At 70.7% G+C, this 18,621-nt stretch carries 15 protein-coding genes and 1 pseudogene; 13 read left to right on the forward strand and 3 right to left on the reverse strand.

All coding sequences use genetic code 11. The annotated features are described in order from the left end of the window. Positions 1-83: 83 nt before the first annotated feature. Positions 84-1,055, reverse strand: a complete 972-nt coding sequence (locus QFZ76_RS35655; protein WP_307677540.1) for an LLM class flavin-dependent oxidoreductase — start codon at positions 1,053-1,055, stop codon at positions 84-86. A gap of 170 nt (positions 1,056-1,225) precedes the next feature. Here QFZ76_RS35655 and ftsY point away from each other — a divergent pair, with 170 nt between their 5' ends. Next, positions 1,226-2,428 carry a signal recognition particle-docking protein FtsY gene (ftsY, locus tag QFZ76_RS35660; protein WP_307677541.1) on the forward strand — a complete coding sequence of 401 codons (1,203 nt, stop codon included), beginning with the start codon at positions 1,226-1,228 and terminating at the stop codon, positions 2,426-2,428. Between the two features lie 84 nt (positions 2,429-2,512). Here the strand turns inward: ftsY and QFZ76_RS35665 are convergent, their stop codons facing one another. Then, positions 2,513-3,169, reverse strand: coding sequence for a bifunctional DNA primase/polymerase (locus QFZ76_RS35665; protein WP_307677542.1), 657 nt, complete (start codon positions 3,167-3,169; stop codon positions 2,513-2,515). A 446-nt stretch (positions 3,170-3,615) separates the two neighbouring features. Here QFZ76_RS35665 and QFZ76_RS35670 point away from each other — a divergent pair, with 446 nt between their 5' ends. From QFZ76_RS35670 to QFZ76_RS35695, 6 genes and pseudogenes are all read left to right on the forward strand, one after another. Next, positions 3,616-5,118 (forward strand): hypothetical protein, encoded by a 1,503-nt coding sequence (locus tag QFZ76_RS35670; protein WP_307677543.1) that lies wholly within the window; start codon positions 3,616-3,618, stop codon positions 5,116-5,118. 325 nt (positions 5,119-5,443) lie between these two features. Further along, positions 5,444-6,784, forward strand: coding sequence for an ammonium transporter (locus tag QFZ76_RS35675; protein WP_307677544.1), 1,341 nt, complete (start codon positions 5,444-5,446; stop codon positions 6,782-6,784). Continuing rightward, positions 6,781-7,119: a P-II family nitrogen regulator gene (locus QFZ76_RS35680; protein ID WP_006379495.1), complete on the forward strand. Its 339-nt coding sequence runs from the start codon at positions 6,781-6,783 to the stop codon at positions 7,117-7,119. The genes QFZ76_RS35675 and QFZ76_RS35680 overlap by 4 nt, the downstream gene beginning before the upstream one ends. Positions 7,120-7,145: 26 nt before the next feature. After that, complete coding sequence (locus QFZ76_RS35685) at positions 7,146-9,596, forward strand: [protein-PII] uridylyltransferase (RefSeq protein ID WP_307677545.1); 2,451 nt, start codon at positions 7,146-7,148, stop codon at positions 9,594-9,596. A gap of 138 nt (positions 9,597-9,734) precedes the next feature. Continuing rightward, a complete protein-coding gene (gene ffh / locus QFZ76_RS35690) occupies positions 9,735-11,288 on the forward strand; it encodes a signal recognition particle protein (protein WP_307677546.1) in 1,554 nt (517 codons plus the stop codon). A gap of 235 nt (positions 11,289-11,523) precedes the next feature. Further along, positions 11,524-12,762, forward strand: a pseudogene (locus tag QFZ76_RS35695) (AAA family ATPase); the annotation flags it as partial. On the opposite strand, the gene QFZ76_RS35700 reads toward QFZ76_RS35695, so the two are convergent. After that, positions 12,759-13,610, reverse strand: coding sequence for an SAM-dependent methyltransferase (locus QFZ76_RS35700; protein WP_307677547.1), 852 nt, complete (start codon positions 13,608-13,610; stop codon positions 12,759-12,761). The pseudogene QFZ76_RS35695 and the gene QFZ76_RS35700 overlap by 4 nt on opposite strands. Positions 13,611-13,807: 197 nt before the next feature. Between QFZ76_RS35700 and proS the strand changes: the two genes are divergently transcribed. The 6 genes from proS (at position 13,808) to trmD (ending at position 18,554) form a co-directional block, all read left to right on the forward strand. Beyond that, positions 13,808-15,223, forward strand: coding sequence for a proline--tRNA ligase (gene proS / locus QFZ76_RS35705; RefSeq protein ID WP_307677548.1), 1,416 nt, complete (start codon positions 13,808-13,810; stop codon positions 15,221-15,223). A 260-nt stretch (positions 15,224-15,483) separates the two neighbouring features. Next, on the forward strand, positions 15,484-16,086 hold the full coding sequence (locus QFZ76_RS35710) for a hypothetical protein (protein ID WP_266433294.1): 603 nt from the start codon (positions 15,484-15,486) through the stop codon (positions 16,084-16,086). A gap of 290 nt (positions 16,087-16,376) precedes the next feature. Then, entirely contained in the window at positions 16,377-16,805 is a 429-nt protein-coding gene (rpsP, locus tag QFZ76_RS35715; protein ID WP_266433292.1) for a 30S ribosomal protein S16, read from the forward strand. 2 nt (positions 16,806-16,807) lie between these two features. Continuing rightward, positions 16,808-17,047 (forward strand): RNA-binding protein, encoded by a 240-nt coding sequence (locus QFZ76_RS35720; RefSeq protein WP_005479813.1) that lies wholly within the window; start codon positions 16,808-16,810, stop codon positions 17,045-17,047. 95 nt (positions 17,048-17,142) lie between these two features. Beyond that, positions 17,143-17,721 (forward strand): ribosome maturation factor RimM, encoded by a 579-nt coding sequence (rimM, locus tag QFZ76_RS35725; RefSeq protein WP_307677549.1) that lies wholly within the window; start codon positions 17,143-17,145, stop codon positions 17,719-17,721. Continuing rightward, positions 17,721-18,554 (forward strand): tRNA (guanosine(37)-N1)-methyltransferase TrmD, encoded by an 834-nt coding sequence (gene trmD, locus QFZ76_RS35730; protein WP_307680224.1) that lies wholly within the window; start codon positions 17,721-17,723, stop codon positions 18,552-18,554. The genes rimM and trmD overlap by 1 nt, the downstream gene beginning before the upstream one ends. The last annotated feature ends 67 nt before the right edge of the window (positions 18,555-18,621 follow it).

An 18,621-nucleotide genomic window follows, 5' to 3' on the forward strand; every position in this document is an offset into this window, starting at 1 on the left:
CCTCGCACTCGAGGAGCCGGGCCAAGTCCCCGCTGCCGGCTCCTCGACACCCGTAGGACGTACTGCCCCGGCTCACCCGGCCTTCACGGTCCGAGCCGGGGCAGTACGTTCTCGCAGAACAGCCGCAGACTGCGCCACCCCTCGTCCACCGGCATCCCGCCCGCCAGCGGATGCAGGACGAGGTTGTCCAGGCCCTGGTCCAGGCACTCGTCAGGTGTGAGGATCCGGTACACGCCCTCGGCGCGCAGCTCGTCCACCGTCGTGGCCGCCGACCTCACCGCCGAGCGGATGTCGCCGGACTGCCAGGAGGCGTACGTCCGGGCCTCGTGCAGGAAGTGCTCGCCGTGCGCGGCCCACGCCCCGTCCGGGTCCTCGGCGAGGTGGATCAGGGGAGTCTCGGCGGCGGGCATCATGGTCCAGCCCTCGGTGCCGTACTCCACCAGCCGCTCCTTGTAGTACGCCTCCAGCTCCGGCAGATGCGCGCTGGGGAAGAAGGGCAGGCCGAGCCGGGCGGCCCGGCGGGCGGCGGCCTTCGAGGAGCCGCCGACCAGGAGCAGGGGGTGCGGGTCGGAGTACGGGCGCGGGGTGACCCGTACCGTACGGCCCCGGTACGCGAAGGGCTCACCCGTCCACGCCTTCAGCAGCGTCTCCAGCAACTCGTCCTGGAGCCGCCCCCGCCGCTTCCACTCCACGTCGAACTGCGCGTACTCCTCGGGCCGGTATCCGATCCCGGCGACCGTCACCAGCCGCCCGCCGCTCAGCAGGTCCAGTACGGCGATGTCCTCCGCCAGCCGCAGCGGGTCGTGCAACGGCCCGATGACCGCCGAGACGGTCACCGCGATCCGGCGCGTGGCGCCGAAGACCGCGCCCGCGAAGGCGAACGGCGAGGGCAGCCAGTTGTTGTCGACGCCGTGGTGCTCCTCGGTCTGCACGGTGGTGATCCCGTGGTCGTCGGCGTACGCGGCCATCTCCAGGGCGGCCCGGTAGCGGGCGCCGAGCGAGGCGGGGGTGGCGCCGGGTTCTACGAGGTTGAAACGGACGACCGTGACGGGCATGGGAGCCCCCTTCGCCGGGTGGGTGGGGTGCCGGTGCGGGGGGAGATTAACTGACGGTTCGTCAGGTAACCAGGGGTAGGGCCCGCCTCCGTTCCGTGCCCCTTCCGTGCCCCGTTCGGAGGCGCGGGCGACGGACCTGGCGGGGAGGGGTCACGCATACTGGAGCCGTTATGGAAACCGTCATCCTTGCTGTAGTCATCGCCGTGGTCCTGCTCGGTGTGCTCGGCGGGCTCGTCGTCGGCAGCCGGCGCAGGAAGCCGCTGCCCCCGCCGCCGCCCACCGCCCCCGACATCACCGCCCCTCCGGCCGAGCCGCACGTCGGCGACGAGGCCGAGACGCCGCGCGACGAACCGCGCCGGACGATAGAGGAGGTGGACCTCCCGGACGGCTCGGCTCCCGTCGTCGTGGAGGAGCCTCCCTCTGTTGAAGCCCCCCAGATCGAGATCCCCGAGCCGACCGAGGGCCGCCTGGTCCGTCTGCGCGCCCGCCTCTCGCGCTCGCAGAACGCCCTCGGCAAGGGCCTGCTCACGCTGCTGGCGCGCGAGCACCTCGACGAGGACACCTGGGAGGAGATCGAGGACATCCTGCTCACCGCCGACGTCGGCGTCACGCCCACCCAGGAGCTGGTCGAACGCCTGCGCGAGCGCGTGAAGGTGCTCGGCACCCGCACGCCGGAGGAGCTGCGCGCCCTGCTGCGCGAGGAGCTGCTCAAGCTCGTCGGTACCGACGTCGACCGTACGGTCAGGACCGAGCCGGAGGCCAGCAAGCCCGGCATCGTGATGGTCGTCGGTGTCAACGGCACCGGCAAGACCACCACCACCGGCAAGCTCGCCCGCGTCCTGGTGGCCGACGGCCGCAGTGTCGTGCTCGGTGCCGCCGACACCTTCCGGGCCGCCGCCGCCGACCAGCTGCAGACCTGGGGCGACCGGGTCGGCGCCCACACCGTGCGCGGCCCCGAGGCCGGCGACCCGGCCTCCGTCGCCTTCGACGCGGTCAAAGAGGGCAAGGAGATGGGCGCGGACGTCGTGCTCATCGACACCGCCGGGCGCCTGCACACCAAGACCGGCCTCATGGACGAGCTCGGCAAGGTCAAGCGCGTCGTCGAGAAGCACGCCCCGCTGGACGAGATCCTGCTCGTCCTCGACGCGACGACGGGCCAGAACGGTCTCGTGCAGGCCAGGGTCTTCGCCGAGGTCGTCGACATCACCGGCATCGTCCTCACCAAGCTGGACGGCACGGCGAAGGGCGGCATCGTCGTCGCGGTGCAGCGCGAGCTGGGTGTGCCGGTCAAGCTGGTCGGCCTGGGAGAGGGCGCCGACGACCTGGCGCCGTTCGAGCCGGAAGCGTTCGTGGATGCCCTTATCGGCGAGTGACCAGCGGTTACGGATGTCCGTATGTGGTCGAAGAAGCGCCCGCCCCCGAGGTGCAGTCGGGGACGGGCGCTTCGCTGTGTACGACTATGCGCGCGACCGGTGCGCCACGTAAGCCAGCGTCCCCAGCAGCAACCGCGCCGCCGGCGGCTTCGTCGCCGTGTCCAGTGACGGCGGCCGCAGCCAGCGTGCCGGACCCAGGCCGCCGCGGTCGGACGGCGGAGCCGTGATGTGGGTGCCGGGGCCGAGGCCGTGGAGGTCGAGGGAGGTGGGGTCGTCCCAGCCCATGCGGTAGAGGAGCCCGGGGAGTTCGGCGGCGGCGCCGGGGGCGACGAAGAAGTGGGCACGGCCCTCGGGGCCGGCGGTGACCGGGCCGAGGGGGAGGCCCATGCGCTCCAGGCGGACCAGGGCGCGGCGCCCGGCCGGTTCGGCCACCTCGATCACGTCGAACGCCTGGCCGACCGGCAGCATCACCGCGGCGCCGGGGAACTCCGCCCAGGCCTTGGTGACGTCGTCGAGGGTCGCGCCGGCCGGGACGGGTGGCGCGAAGTCCAGAGGATGGGCGCCCGGGGCGGCGCAGTCCGCGCGCCCGCACGAGCAGGCACCCGCCGCGGCGCGCGCCCCCGGGACGACGTCCCAGCCCCAGAGTCCGGTGAACTCGGCGACGGTCGTGCACTCCGACGAGCGGCCGCGCCGACGTGAACCGGAGCGGATCTCCCGAATGCCGCCGATCGTGAAGCCCATGCCCCCTCCAACGTGTCCGGCGTGCCGGTGGTTACGCGACGAACGCGAACTGTGACTCTCCGTTGCCCTTCCCGCTGCCACGTCCGGGTCATGGCGGCGCTCGGAAGCACCCTGGGTGGCGTGCTCACCAACGCGCGCCCCTGAGTGCATCGCTCCGCCCACTCCCGGCCATGCTCTGTCAAGTGAATCGTGTGGAGGCGGTCGTGAGTTCATTCGAAGGGGTGGCGAATGGTGGCGTTTCCGGGATCGCCATGGCTGGACGCGTGATCGTAGGATTACTTTGAGTGCATGAGGCCTGGGGGCACATGCACTCATGGGTATGCCGGAGGCAACTCGGCTTTCTGTTCGAAGGGCGGCAACCGCCGGACGGACGGCCGTATTTACCGGCATTCTGATAAGGCTTGGCGCACTCAGTGACAAGTGGTCTCAGGGATGGGGGCGTTCCAGTGAGCGGCAACGGCGGTAGCGGGACGAGCGCGGCAAACGCAACGAACGCTGACAAGCGCCCCAATGAGCTGCTCACTTCGTGGTTCGTGCGCAGCGGCTGGTCCAAGGGCGAGCTCGCCCGCCAGGTCAACCGCCGGGCCCGCCAGTTGGGCGCCAACCACATCTCCACCGACACCTCGCGCGTACGCCGCTGGCTGGACGGCGAGAACCCCCGCGAGCCGATCCCCCGGATCCTGTCCGAGCTGTTCTCGGAGCGGTTCGGCTGTGTCGTCTCCGTCGAGGATCTCGGCCTGCGCACCGCCCGCCAGTCACCCTCCGCGACCGGCGTCGACCTGCCCTGGACCGGCCCGCAGACGGTGGCCCTGCTCAGCGAGTTCTCGCGCAGCGACCTGATGCTGGCGCGGCGCGGCTTCCTCGGGACCTCGCTGGCCCTGTCCGCGGGCCCGTCCCTCATCGAGCCCATGCAGCGCTGGCTGGTGCCCGCGCCCCCGTCCCCGCACCACGAGCCCGAGCCGTCCGGGTCCTCGGCGGTCTCGGCCCGCCGCGGCCGGCTCTCCAGGCCCGAGCTGGACCTCCTCGAGTCGACGACGGTGATGTTCCGCCAGTGGGACGCCCAGTGCGGCGGCGGCCTGCGCCGCAAGGCGGTCGTCGGCCAGCTGCACGAGGTGACCGACCTCCTCCAGGAGTCACAGCCCGAGGCCACCGCCCGGAAGCTCTTCAAGGTCGCCGCCGAGCTCGCGGAACTGGCCGGCTGGATGTCGTACGACGTCGGGCTGCAGCCCACCGCCCAGAAGTACTTCGTCCTCGCCCTGCACGCCGCCAAGGAGGCGGGCGACAAGCCGCTCGGCTCGTACATCCTGTCCAGCATGAGCCGCCAGATGATCCACCTCGGGCGGCCCGAGGACGCCCTGGAACTGATCCACCTCGCGCAGTACGGCAGCCGGGACTGCGCGAGCCCGCGCACCCAGTCCATGCTGTATGCGATGGAGGCCCGCGCCTACGCCAACATGGGGCAGCCCGGCAAGTGCAAGAGGGCGGTCCGGATGGCCGAGGACACCTTCGCCGACGCCGGCGAGTGGGACGAGCCGGACCCCGACTGGATCGGCTTCTTCTCCGAGGCCGAGCTGTACGGCGAGAACTCCCACTCCTACCGCGACCTCGCCTATGTCGCCGGTCGCAGCCCCACCTACGCCTCCCTGGCCGAGCCCCTCATGCAGCGAGCCGTCGAGCTCTTCGCCGAGGACTCCGATCACCAGCGTTCGTACGCACTCAATCTGATCGGTATGGCCACGGTCCACCTGCTCCAGCGGGAGCCCGAGCGGAGCGCGCAGCTGGCCTCGAAGGCCATGCTGGAAGCCAAGAAAGTGCGCTCCGAGCGCGTCAACACTCGTATTCGAAAGACGGTCGACACGGCTGTACGCGATTTCGGTGATCTCGCCGAGGTCGTGGACCTCACCGAGCAGCTCGCCATCGAGCTCCCCGAGACCACCGAGGCGGTCTGAGATCCCAGGAGAACCCCTGAACCCCGGCCGTGGCCGGCCCTCCCGAACTGCCCGACTCGGCTCCCCCGTGCCAGGTCATCGGAAGGCCGGCCGCGGCCGGTTTCTTTCCTCGACCGAAGGTTGCGCCACGATAACGATCGACTCGGCTCCTATCCGCCAGTTCATCGACGCGTAACACGCCAGGCGCCTTCGTCACGGCGGCGAAACAATGAGGGGCTTCCATCGAAACGGCGCTGCGTCAATCTCATGGCGCATAACCGGCCCATCCCCGGAATCCGCTCAGGCTTCGCCCGCACGGGGCCGTACCAACGACGAGGAGACGCCGATGGCACCAGCAGCCATCACGCTCGCCGCAGAAGCGCCCACGCTGTCTGCCGCCAACACGGGCTTCATGCTCATCTGTTCTGCCCTGGTGCTGATCATGACTCCGGGTCTTGCCTTCTTCTATGGAGGCATGGTCCGCGTCAAAAGCACTCTGAACATGCTGATGATGAGTTTCATCAGCATCGGGATCGTCACCATCCTGTGGGTGCTGTACGGCTTCTCCATGGCTTTTGGTACTGACTCCGGCAGCATCATCGGATGGAACTCCGACTGGGTCGGCCTCAGCAACATCGGCCTGACGGAGCTGTGGGACGGCTACACCATCCCGATCTTCGTCTTCATGATCTTCCAGATGATGTTCGCCATCATCACCCCCGCCCTGATCAGCGGTGCTCTCGCGGACCGCGTGAAGTTCACCGCGTGGGCGCTGTTCGTCGCCCTGTGGGCCACGGTCGTCTACTTCCCGGTCGCGCACTGGGTCTGGGGCGCCGGTGGCTGGGCCTTCGAACTGGGCGTCATCGACTTCGCCGGCGGTACGGCGGTCCACATCAACGCGGGTGCCGCGGCGCTCGGCGTGATCCTGGTCATCGGCAAGCGGGTCGGGTTCAAGAAGGACCCGATGCGCCCGCACAGCCTCCCGCTGGTCATGCTCGGCTCCGGCCTGCTGTGGTTCGGCTGGTTCGGCTTCAACGCCGGCTCGTGGCTCGGCAACGACGACGGTGTCGGCGCGCTGATGTTCGTCAACACGCAGGTCGCCACCGCCGCCGCCATGCTGGCCTGGCTGATCTACGAGAAGATCCGCCACGGCGCGTTCACCACGCTGGGCGCGGCTTCCGGTGCCGTCGCGGGCCTCGTCGCCATCACCCCGTCGGGTGGTGCCGTCTCCCCGCTCGGTGCGATCGCCGTCGGTGTCATCGCCGGTGTCCTGTGCGCCATGGCCGTCGGCCTGAAGTACAAGCTCGGCTACGACGACTCGCTCGACGTCGTCGGTGTCCACCTGGTCGGCGGTGTCGTCGGCTCCCTGCTGATCGGCCTCCTCGCCAGCGGCAAGGGCCAGTCCGAGGTCGAGGGCCTCTTCTACGGCGGCGGCCTGGACCAGTTCTGGAAGCAGTGCGCCGGTGTCTTCGCGGTCCTCGCCTACTCGCTGATCGCCTCCGCGGTCCTCGCGTTCCTCATCGACAAGACGATCGGCATGCGGGTTCCCGAGGACGTGGAGGTCGCCGGTATCGACCAGGCCGAGCACGCCGAGACCGCATACGACTTCAGTGGCGCCGGCGGTGGCTACGACCGCGGCGCCGTCCCGGCCCCGCCCGCGTCTGAGTCCAAGAAGGTGGACGCATGAAGCTCATCACCGCCGTCGTGAAGCCTCACCGGCTCGACGAGATCAAGGAAGCCCTCCAGGCCTTCGGGGTCCACGGACTGACGGTCACCGAGGCGAGCGGATACGGTCGTCAGCGGGGTCACACCGAGGTCTACCGCGGTGCTGAGTACACGGTCGACCTGGTCCCCAAGATCCGCATCGAGGTGCTGGCCGAGGACGACGACGCCGAGGGTCTCATCGACGTCATCGTCAAGGCGGCCCGCACCGGCAAGATCGGTGACGGCAAGGTCTGGTCCCTCCCGGTCGAGACCGCCGTACGGGTCCGCACCGGCGAGCGCGGCCCGGACGCGCTCTGACAGAAGAACAGAACAGGAGCCACTGGGTGACGAGTACGGACGTGCGCAAGGATGCAGATGACTCGGGACCCAGCGGCTACGCGGCGGCCCGGCTGCGCCTCCTCACCGAGGGGGCGCGGTCCGGGCCGCCGCGCCGTGCTGCCCTCGCCGAACTGACCGACGACTGGCTGTCGGGGCTCTTCAGCGCGGCGGGGGAGGAGCTGCGCGGGGTCTCCCTGATCGCCGTCGGCGGCTACGGACGCGGTGAACTGTCCCCACGCAGCGACCTGGACCTGCTCCTGCTGCACGACGGCAGCGACTCCGACGCGGTCGCCGCCCTGGCCGACCGCATGTGGTACCCCGTCTGGGACCTCGGCCTCGCCCTCGACCACTCCGTGCGGACACCGGCCGAGGCCCGCAAGACCGCCGGCGAGGACCTGAAGGTGCAGCTGGGTCTGCTGGACGCCCGGCACCTCGCGGGCGACCTCGGCCTCACCGCCGGATTGCGTACGGCCGTCCTCGCCGACTGGCGCAACCAGGCACCGAAACGTCTCCCCGAGCTCCAGGAGCTGTGCGCCGAGCGCGCCGAGCGGCAGGGTGAGCTGCAGTACCTCCTGGAACCCGATCTCAAGGAGGCCCGTGGCGGCCTGCGCGACGCCACCGCCCTGCGCGCCGTCGCCGCCTCCTGGCTGGCCGACGCCCCGCGCGAGGGCCTCGACGACGCCCGGCGCCGGCTCCTCGACGTCCGTGACGCCCTGCACCTGACGACCGGGCGGGCGACCGACCGGCTCGCACTCCAGGAGCAGGACCAGGTCGCGGCCGAGCTCGGCCTGCTCGACGCCGACACGCTGCTGCGGCAGGTGTACGAGGCGGCGCGGGTCATCTCGTACGCCAGTGATGTCACCTGGCGGGAAGTGGGGCGCGTCCTCAGGTCGCGCGCCGTGCGGCCGCGTCTGCGCGCCATGCTCGGGGGCGGCAAGCCGGTCGTCGACCGCTCGCCGCTGGCCGAGGGGGTCGTGGAGCAGGACGGCGAGGTGGTGCTTGCCCGTGCCGCGCGCCCCGAACGCGACCCCGTGCTCCCCCTGCGTGCCGCGGCCGCCGCCGCGCAGGCCGGTCTTCCGCTCTCCCTGCACGCCGTACGGCGCATGGCGGGCGCCGCGCGCCCGCTGCCCTCGCCCTGGCCCGCCGAGGCGCGCGAACAACTCGTGACCCTGCTCGGCTCCGGCCAGCCCACCATCGACGTGTGGGAGGCCTTGGAGGCCGAGGGCCTGATCACCCGCCTGCTGCCCGACTGGGAGCGGGTGCGCTGCCGGCCGCAGCGCAACGCCGTGCACGTCTGGACCGTCGACCGGCACCTCATCGAGACCGCCGTCCGCGCCTCAGAGTTCACCCGCCGCGTCAGCCGCCCCGACCTCCTCCTGGTGGCCGCGCTGCTGCACGACATCGGCAAGGGCTGGCCCGGCGACCACTCGGTGGCCGGCGAGATCATCGCCAAGGACGTGGCCGCCCGCATCGGCTTCGACCGCACGGACGTGACGGTGCTCGCCACCCTCGTACGCCATCACCTGCTGCTCATCGACACCGCCACCCGGCGCGACCTGGAGGACCCGGCCACCGTGCGCTCGGTCGCCGAGGCGGTCGGCTCGCAGAGCACGCTGGAACTGCTGCACGCGCTGACCGAGGCGGACGCGCTGGCCACCGGACCGGCGGCCTGGTCGTCCTGGCGCGGCTCGCTCGTCGCCGACCTGGTCAAGCGGGTCCACGCGGTCCTGTCCGGAGACCTGGAGGACGAGCCCGAGTCCGCCGCACCCACCGCCGAACAGGAGCGGCTCGCCATCGAGTCGGTCGCCACCGGCGGCCCGGTGCTCGCCCTGCGCGCGCAGACCGAGCCGCCGCCGACCGAGGAACAGCCGGCCGGCGACCCCGAGCCGCTCGGCGTCGAACTGCTCATCGCCGTGCCCGACCAGGCGGGCGTGCTGCCCGCGGTGGCCGGCGTCCTCGCCATGCACCGCCTGACGGTCCGCACCGCCGAGCTGCGCGCCCTGGACCTGCCCGACGGCGTCGAGGGCTCCGTCCTGCTGCTGAACTGGCGGGTCGCCGCCGAGTACGGCTCCCTGCCCCAGGCCGCCCGGCTCCGCGCCGACCTGGTACGCGCCCTGGACGGCTCCCTCGACATCACCGCCCGCCTCGCCGAACGCGACGCCGCCTATCCGCGCCGCCGGGGAGTCGTGGCGCCCCCGCCCCGGGTCACCGTCCACCCGACCGCGTCCCGGCTGGCCACGGTCATCGAGGTCCGCGCCCAGGACGTACCCGGCCTGCTGCACCGCATCGGCCACGCGCTGGAGGAGGCGGGCGTACGGATGCGCAGCGCGCACGTCAGCACGCTCGGCGCGAACGCGGTCGACGCCTTCTATGTGACCGGCCCCGAGGGCGCGCCGCTGCCCAGCGAGGAGGCGGCGAGCGTGGCGCGGAAGCTGGAGGAGACGCTGCGAGGCTGACCTTCTCGTCCTCTTCCCCGCTGACGCGGGGACCCTGTCCCCGCCCGCCGTGTGCAGCGGGCGGGGACGATTGTCTTGCCGGGCCGGATACCCTGGAAGACGCTCACACTGCCCCCGACTCCGAGGACCGACGCCGCCGTGTTCGATACTCTTTCCGATCGCCTATCAGCGACCTTCAAGAACTTGCGCGGCAAGGGGCGCTTGAGCGAAGCGGACATCGACGCCACGGCGCGCGAAATCCGCATCGCGCTCCTCGAAGCCGACGTCGCCCTGCCCGTCGTGCGGACGTTCATCAAGAACGTCAAGGAGCGTGCCCTCGGCGCCGAGGTCTCCAAGGCACTGAACCCCGCCCAGCAGGTCCTGAAGATCGTGAACGAGGAGCTCGTCACGATCCTCGGCGGCGAGACCCGCCGTCTGCGCTTCGCCAAGCAGCCGCCGACCGTGATCATGCTGGCGGGTCTGCAGGGTGCCGGTAAGACCACCCTCGCGGGCAAGCTCGGCCGCTGGCTGAAGGAGCAGGGCCACTCGCCCATCCTGGTCGCCGCCGACCTCCAGCGCCCGAACGCCGTCAACCAGCTCAGCGTCGTCGCCGAGCGCGCCGGCGTGGCCGTATACGCTCCGGAGCCGGGCAACGGCGTGGGCGACCCGGTCAAGGTCGCCAAGGACTCCATCGAGCACGCGAAGACCAAGGTCCACGACATCGTGATCGTGGACACCGCCGGCCGCCTCGGCATCGACGCCGACATGATGCAGCAGGCCGCGGACATCAGGGACGCGGTCTCGCCGGACGAGATCCTCTTCGTCGTCGACGCGATGATCGGTCAGGACGCGGTCAACACCGCCGAGTCCTTCCGCGACGGCGTCGGCTTCGACGGCGTGGTGCTGTCCAAGCTCGACGGCGACGCCCGCGGTGGTGCGGCCCTGTCGATCGCCTCGGTCACCGGCAAGCCGATCATGTTCGCGTCGAACGGCGAGAAGCTCGACGACTTCGACGCCTTCCACCCTGACCGGATGGCCTCCCGCATCCTCGACATGGGTGACCTGCTCACCCTGATCGAGCAGGCGGAGAAGACGTTCAGCCAGGAAGAGGCCCAGCAGATGGCCTCCAAGCTGGCGTCCAAGAAGGGCCAGGACTTCACCCTGGACGACTTCCTGGCCCAGATGGAGCAGGTCAGGAAGATGGGCAGCATCTCCAAGCTGCTCGGCATGCTTCCGGGCATGGGCCAGATCAAGGACCAGATCAACAACCTCGACGAGCGGGACGTCGACCGCACGGCCGCCATCATCAAGTCGATGACCCCGGCCGAGCGCCAGGAGCCGACGATCATCAACGGCTCGCGCCGCGCCCGTATCGCCAAGGGCTCCGGCGTCGACGTCAGCGCGGTCAAGGGCCTGGTCGAGCGGTTCTTCGAGGCCCGCAAGATGATGTCCCGCATGGCCCAGGGCGGCGGCATGCCCGGCATGCCGGGGGTCCCGGGCATGGGTGGCGGCCCCGGCCGGTCCAAGAAGCAGCCGAAGAAGGCCAAGGGCAAGCAGCGCTCCGGCAACCCGATGAAGCGCAAGCAGCAGGAGCAGGAGGAGGCCGCCCGCCGCGCGGCCGCCGCCGAGGGCGGCAACGCCTTCGGCGTCCCGGGACAGCAGGCTCCTCAGGACTTCGAGCTGCCCGACGAGTTCAAGAAGTTCATGGGCTGACAGCTGTTGTACGGGCTCAGCGCTGAGCCCGTCCCTACGTCGCTGGGGGCGCCCTTCCTTTACGGAGGGGCGCCCCCAGCGCGTTCCCGCAGGTACCGACGAGCCCTGGCGCACCGAGGGCACCGTTCCTGACCAGTGAGCGGGAGTTCAGTCCGCGCACTGACACGCCCCGAACGGTCTTGGGCGTACTGGTCCCCGGCGTACTCGACCCCGGGGCGGCGACACGCGCGCGCCCCACGTCACCGTCACCGCGGAGCCGGTCGTCCAACAGCGCAGCTTTCTGGCCAATCTGCTGATCTCGCCGGCCCCGATGCTGCTCCTGGTCGTCCTGTGGATCTTCATCGCGCGGCGGATGAGCGCGGGCATGGGTGGCGCGGGCGGCATGCTCGGCCGCAAGACCCCGCCCAAGCCGGTGGAACTGGAGTCGGGACAGGGCGGTGGCCGGCGAGGCGGGGGTGCCCTTCTTCTCGGCGTCCGCCTCCGAGTTCATCGAGATGATCGTGGGCGTGGGCGCCTCCCGCGTCCGTGAACTGTTCGCCGAGGCCCGCAAGGTGGCCCCGTCGATCATCTTCATCGACGAGATCGACACCATCGGCCGGGCCCGCGGCGGCGGCTCCGGCACGGGCGGCCACGACGAGGCGTGGAGGGCGTCATCGTCATCGCCGCGACCAACCGCGCCGATGTCCTCGACCCGGCCCTGACCCGCCCCGGCCGTTTCGACCGGGTGGTCATGGTCTCGCCCCCGGACCGGGGCGGCCGCGAGGCCATCCTGGAGATCCACACCCGCGAGATCCCGCTCGCCGAGGACGTCGACCTGGCCCAGGTGGCCCGTACGACCCCGGGCATGACCGGCGCCGATCTGGCCGACCTGGCCAATGAGGCGGCCCTGCTGGCCGTCAAGCGAAAGCAGGAGCAGGTGACGCGGACCGACCTCTCGGAGGCCCTGGAGAAGATGCAACTGGGCGCCGACCCGGTCCGCAAGATCCCCACCGTGCCGCGCGGCAGGGCGCTCGGCGTGACGCTCTCGACGCCGGACGCGGACCGGTACGCGTACACCGAGGAGTACCTGCGCGGCCGCATCATCGGCGCGCTCGGCGGCATGGCCGCGGAACACGTCGTCTACGGGGTCGTCACCACCGGCTCGGAGAACGACCTCGAACAGGTCACCAACCTCGCGCGCGGCATGGTCGCCCGCTGGGGCATGAGCGAGCGCGTGGGCCGTCTCTCCGCGCTCCCGAACGACACCCAGCAGGCCTACGGCCTCGCGGCGGCCCCCGGGACCCTCGACACGATCGAGCACGAGATGCGGCGGATCGTCGACGAGTGCTACGAGGAGGCCTGCCACAAACTCCGCGACCACCGCGGGCAGTTGGACGCGCTGGCCCAGGCGCTGCTGGCGAACGGAACTCTGGAGGAGACGGACGCGTACCGGACCGCCGGAATCACGCGCCTGCTGAAGGAGGCCGACGTCTAAGGGACCCGCGCGATCAGGTACCGGAACACGTTCGGCATCCACACCGTGCCGTCCCGGCGCTGATGCGGATGTAGGGCCTCCGCCAGCTCCTTGTCGACCTGTACCTGGTCCGTCGCCGAGATCGCCGCGTCGAACAGCCCCGTCGACAGCAGTCCCCGTACGGCGCTGTCGACGTCGGCGTACCCGAAGGGGCAGGCGACCCGGCCGGAGCCGTCCGGCTTGAGGCCGGCCCGGTGGGCGACCTCCTCCAGGTCGTCCCGCAGGGCGGGGCGCCAGCCGGACGTGCCGCGCAGCGGATCCGACAGCTTGGTGGCCACCCGCAGCACGGACGTCGTGGCGCACCGCTCCGGCGGACCCCAGCCGGCCAGCACCACCGGCGCCCCCCGCTCGGCGAGCGGTACCGCCGAGGCGAGCCGCTCACCGAGCCCTTCGGAGTCGCCCGCGAGGCACCCGATGGGCTCGAAGGCGGTCACCACGGTGTACGCGGTCGCCTCGGCCGCGTCCTCGGGGGAGCCCTCGACGAGCCGGGTGCCGACCCGCGCGGGCGTGCCCCCCGCCGGCGGCAGCAGCCGCTCCCGGGCGAGGGCCAGCCGCTGGGGCGAGGAGTCGTCGACACCGGTCACCGCGGCCCCTCTGGAGGCCGCTATCAGCAGGGCGAGCCCGGAGCCGCAGCCGAGGCCCAGCAGCCGCGAGGCGGGGCCCACTTCCAGTCGCTCGTAGACGGTCTCGTAGAGCGGCACCAGCATCCGCTCCTGGATCTCGGACCAGTCACGCGCGCGTGCACCGAGGTCCACACGGGGTGTCTCTCCCGTATGAGGCAGGTGCTGCCGCACGAGCGTAGGTGTCATAGGTAAGCGCCCCAATCCGCCGAGTTGTGGCTGTGCCCGATTTCGTAGCCCCCGTGACGTGCGCTCGCACTCCCCCCGTATGCCAGATAACTCCGCACTCGACCGCTCGTCCAGGGGTTGTCGGGCCCGGCTTGTGGGTTGACTGTGCCAGTGGCGAGAATTCACATTCCGGCAACCTGGGCCCGTACGATCGCGCCATGGCAAAGGCTCCCGTTCTCACGCCCCGCGCGGACGACTTCCCGCGCTGGTACCAGGATCTGATCAACAAGGCCGAGTTGGCCGACAACGGTCCGGTGCGCGGCACCATGGTGATCCGACCGTACGGGTACGGGCTGTGGGAGCGGATGCAGGCGGAGATGGACGCCCGCATCAAGGAGACGGGCACCCAGAACGCGTACTTCCCGCTGCTGATCCCGCAGTCGTACCTCACACGCGAGGCGGACCACGTCGAGGGGTTCGCGCCGGAGCTGGCCGTGGTCACGCACGGCGGCGGCAAGGAGCTGGAGGAGCCGGCGGTCGTCCGCCCCACCTCCGAGATGATCATCAACGACTACTTCTCGAAGTGGGTGCAGAGCTACCGCGACCTGCCCCTGCTGATCAACCAGTGGGCGAACGTGGTCCGTTGGGAGCTCAGGCCCCGCCTGTTCCTGCGCACGACCGAGTTCCTGTGGCAGGAGGGCCACACCGCGCACGCCACCTTCGATGACGCGCGCGACTTCGCCGCCCACATCCACCGCCAGGTCTACGAGGACTTCATGGCGAACGTCCTCGCGATGGACGTCGTCCCCGGCCGCAAGACCGTCAAGGAGCGGTTCGCCGGCGCGATCAACACCCTCACGCTCGAAGGCATGATGGGCGACGGCAAGGCCCTCCAGATGGCCACCAGCCACGAACTCGGCCAGAACTTCGCCAAGGCCTTCAACACCTCGTACCTGTCGAAGGACGGCACGCAGGAACTGGTCTGGCAGACCTCCTGGGGATCGACCACGCGCATGATCGGCGCCCTGGTGATGATGCACGGCGACGACAACGGCCTCAGGGTCCCGCCGCGCCTGGCGCAGATCCAGGCCGTCGTCCTCGCCATCAAGGGCGACGAGGCGGTTCTGGCCAAGGTCCGCGAGCTCGGCGATCAGCTGAAGGCGGCGGGCGTACGCGTCCAGGTCGACGACCGCGTGGACACCCCCTTCGGCCGCCGCGCCGTCGACTGGGAGCTGAAGGGCGTGCCCGTACGGATCGAGATCGGGCCCCGTGACCTGGAGAACGGCACCGCGATGCTGGCCCGCCGCATCCCGGGAGGCAAGGAGCCGGTGGCCCTGGACTCCCTCGTCGGCCTCCTCCCCGCGATCCTCGAAGAGGACCAGGCGCTGCTCCTGAAGCAGTCCCGCGAGCGCCGCGAGTCCCGTACGTCCGAGGTGTCGACGATCGAGGAGGCCGTCGAGGCCGCCGTCGCCGGCGGCTGGGCGCGCATCCCGTGGGCGACCCTCGGTGAAGAGGGCGAGGCCAAGCTGGCCGACCACGCGGTGACCGTACGGTGTCTGGTCGCCGAGGACGGGTCGGTGCCTCAGGACGGCGACGCACCGGGTAACGTCGCGATCGTCGCGCGCGCTTACTGAGTAGCGCCCTTCCGGCGGGAGAGCGACCGAAACGCCTCTTGCGCAACTGCGGACCACAGTCACCCCGGCGCGCGGACATCGTCTACGTGCCGGGGCGTACGTCAGACTACGCACCGGCTTGGTACGAGCTGTGAGGCTTATCCGCAGATCAGCGCACCCGCCCTCGTCAGGACGCATCAGCGGCAACTGACGGGTACGTGCAAAATATTTGGGATGCCCCGGAATCGGAACACAGGGGCACTCTGGCTCGTTGTCATTACGTGAGCACGACACAGACACCACCTGTTCTCGCCGCAGAGCTGGCGCAGGCGTGGGCCGACATTCAGCGGTACCACCCCGAGCTGCCCGATCTTGCCGCGCCAGAGTCCCTGATCGGGGAGTCGTCGTCCGCGTGCGGTCACGAGCTCTCCTTCGAGCGACTGCTTCACGAGGCAGTCCATGGCATCGCCGCCGCGCGCGGCATCCGCGACACGTCCCGTGCCGGCCGCTACCACAACCGCAGATTCCTCGCGATCGCCGAGGAGCTGGGCCTGGACCACCCGGAGGAGCCGCACCCGAGCAGTGGCTTCTCCCTGGTCACGCTCAACCCCGAGGCGAAGCGCCGTTACCGCCCGACCATGGAGCGCCTCCAGCGCGCCCTGAAGGCCCACTCGGTGGCGACCGCCTCCGACACGTCCCGTACCTTCCGCGGCCCGGCCGCCCGGCACGGCTCCTCCGGCGGTGGCGTCCGGGTCAAGGCGGTCTGCGACTGCGGCCGCAACGTCCGAGTCGTCCCGTCGGTACTGGCCCAGGCGCCGATCGTGTGCGGAGGGTGCGGGAAGCCGTTCCGCATCCCGGAGGTCGTGGGCGCCGCGGCGAGCTGACCGTCACACCGGCATCTCGTGGGTGCCGGACGAGCGGGTGGCATGGGCGCGGGGCGCCGCCGTGGTCGTACGCGGCGGCACCCCGCGGCGCCGGGTCTCTCAGGCATGCCTCGCCGCACCCGCGGTCCTACGCGACCCGCAGGGTATGGCACAATGGCTAGCTGTACTCGACAGCCGCACAGGAACCCTCTCGCCTCCGGCTGACGCGTCCATCGGGCACTCGGGTACCGCAACCCCACGCGGCCATCTCGCCGTGCCCAATCACGTCAAATCCAGGAGAACCCACTCCCGTGGCAGTCAAGATCAAGCTGAAGCGTCTGGGCAAGATCCGTTCGCCTCACTACCGCATCGTCGTCGCCGACTCCCGTACCCGTCGTGACGGTCGTGCGATCGAGGAGATCGGCCTGTACCACCCGGTGCAGAACCCCTCGCGCATGGAGGTCGACGCCGAGCGCGTGGCCTACTGGCTCTCCGTCGGCGCGCAGCCGACCGAGCCCGTGCTCGCCATCCTGAAGAAGACCGGCGACTGGCAGAAGTTCAAGGGCGAGCCCGCCCCGGCTCCGCTGCTCCAGCCGGCCGAGAAGGCCGCTCGTCCGCTGTTCGAGGCTCTCGGTGGCGACGACGAGGGCAAGGGTGAGGCCATCACCCAGAAGAAGAAGGCTGAGAAGAAGGACGACGCCCCGGCGGAGTCCTCTGCGTCTGCGCCGACCGAGGCCTGAGCATGCTCGAGGAGGCTCTCGAGCACCTCGTGAAGGGCATCGTCGACAACCCTGACGATGTGCAGGTCGCCTCGCGCGACCTGCGTCGCGGGCGGGTGCTGGAGGTCCGGGTGCACCCCGACGACCTCGGCAAGGTGATCGGTCGCAACGGCCGCACCGCACGCGCCCTGCGCACCGTCGTGGGCGCCATCGGCGGCCGCGGTGTCCGCGTCGACCTCGTCGACGTGGACCACGTCCGCTGACGCCACATGCAACACCGGCTCGGGCCGGGGAGGGCCACTGGGCCGTCCCCGGCCCGTAGTCGTTACGGGTCGTCACGACAGGAGATCTTCGAAAAGTGCAGCTCGTAGTCGCGCGGATCGGCCGCGCCCATGGCATCAAGGGCGAGGTCACCGTCGAGGTCCGTACAGACGAGCCCGAACTGCGGCTCGCACCCGGCGCCGTACTGGCGACCGACCCCGCCTCGGCGGGCCCGCTCACCATCGAGACCGGCCGCGTCCACAGCGGCCGTCTTCTTCTGCGCTTCGAGGGCGTCCGCGACCGGACCGCCGCCGAGGCCCTGCGCAACATCCTCCTGATCGCCGAGATCGACCCGGAAGCGCTGCCCGAGGAGGAGGACGAGTACTACGACCACCAGCTCATGGACCTCGACGTGGTCACCGAGGACGGCACGGAGGTCGGCCGGATCACCGAGATCTCGCACCTGCCCTCCCAGGACCTCTTCATCGTCGAGCGGCCCGACGGGAGCGAGGTCATGATCCCCTTCGTCGAGGAGATCGTCACCGAGATCGACCTGGAGGAGCAGCGGGCGGTCATCTCCCCGCCGCCGGGTCTGATCGACGACCGGGCGGAGATCGCGTCCTCCAGGGACGAGACCGGCGAGGCGGCCGACGGCTCGTCCGGGGACGAGGCGTGATGCGGCTCGACGTCGTCACCATCTTCCCCGAGTACCTGGACCCTCTGAACGTCTCTCTCGTCGGCAAGGCACGCGCGCGTGGCCAACTGAACGTCCAGGTGCACGATCTGCGCACCTGGACGTACGACCGGCACAACACCGTCGACGACACCCCGTACGGCGGCGGCCCGGGCATGGTGATGAAGACCGACCCGTGGGGCGACGCGCTGGACTCCGTCCTCGCCGACGGCTACGAGACGGGCTCCCACGCGCCCGCGCTGATCGTCCCCACCCCCAGCGGCCGGCCCTTCACCCAGGAACTCGCCGTCGAGCTCTCCGAGCGCCCCTGGCTGATCTTCACGCCGGCCCGTTACGAGGGCATCGACCGGCGCGTCATCAACGAGTACGCGACGCGGATGCCGGTCTACGAGGTCTCCATCGGCGACTACGTCCTGGCCGGCGGTGAGGCGGCCGTACTCGTCGTCACCGAGGCCGTGGCGCGGCTGCTGCCCGGTGTCCTGGGCAACGCCGAGTCCCACCGGGACGACTCCTTCGCGCCCGGAGCCATGGCCAGCCTCCTGGAGGGCCCCGTCTACACCAAGCCGCCCCGGTGGCGCGAGCGCGGGATCCCGGACGTGCTGCTCAGCGGCCACCACGGCAAGATCGCCCGCTGGCGTCGGGACGAAGCCCTGAAGCGTACGACGGCCAACCGGCCCGACCTCATCGAGCGCTGCGACCCCAAGGTCTTCGACAAGAAGGACCGCGAGATGCTCTCCATCCTGGGCTGGGCGCCAGATCCGGCGGGGGGGCCGTACGGCCGATTTTGGCGCAGGCCAGAGGGCATGGAACAATAGGTCGCTGTTGTGCGTCGTCCGGGCGTGCGCCCCTGCCACAGGGGGACACGACGCCCGCCCCGACCGT

Origin of the sequence: Streptomyces sp. V4I2 (assembly GCF_030817655.1) — a bacterium.
In the GTDB taxonomy this organism is placed as follows: domain Bacteria; phylum Actinomycetota; class Actinomycetes; order Streptomycetales; family Streptomycetaceae; genus Streptomyces; species Streptomyces plumbiresistens.

Bases quoted from the DNA above. Each gene is read 5' to 3' on its own strand.
- QFZ76_RS35655 (WP_307677540.1), bottom strand. From the start codon at position 1,055: ATGCCCGTCACGGTCGTCCGTTTCAACCTCGTAGAACCCGGCGCCACC.
- QFZ76_RS35675 (WP_307677544.1), top strand. From the start codon at position 5,444: ATGGCACCAGCAGCCATCACGCTCGCCGCAGAAGCGCCCACGCTGTCT.
- ftsY (WP_307677541.1), top strand. From the start codon at position 1,226: ATGGAAACCGTCATCCTTGCTGTAGTCATCGCCGTGGTCCTGCTCGGT.
- QFZ76_RS35700 (WP_307677547.1), bottom strand. From the start codon at position 13,610: ATGACACCTACGCTCGTGCGGCAGCACCTGCCTCATACGGGAGAGACA.
- proS (WP_307677548.1), top strand. From the start codon at position 13,808: ATGGCAAAGGCTCCCGTTCTCACGCCCCGCGCGGACGACTTCCCGCGC.
- QFZ76_RS35665 (WP_307677542.1), bottom strand. From the start codon at position 3,169: ATGGGCTTCACGATCGGCGGCATTCGGGAGATCCGCTCCGGTTCACGT.
- QFZ76_RS35680 (WP_006379495.1), top strand. From the start codon at position 6,781: ATGAAGCTCATCACCGCCGTCGTGAAGCCTCACCGGCTCGACGAGATC.
- trmD (WP_307680224.1), top strand. From the start codon at position 17,721: ATGCGGCTCGACGTCGTCACCATCTTCCCCGAGTACCTGGACCCTCTG.
- QFZ76_RS35720 (WP_005479813.1), top strand. From the start codon at position 16,808: ATGCTCGAGGAGGCTCTCGAGCACCTCGTGAAGGGCATCGTCGACAAC.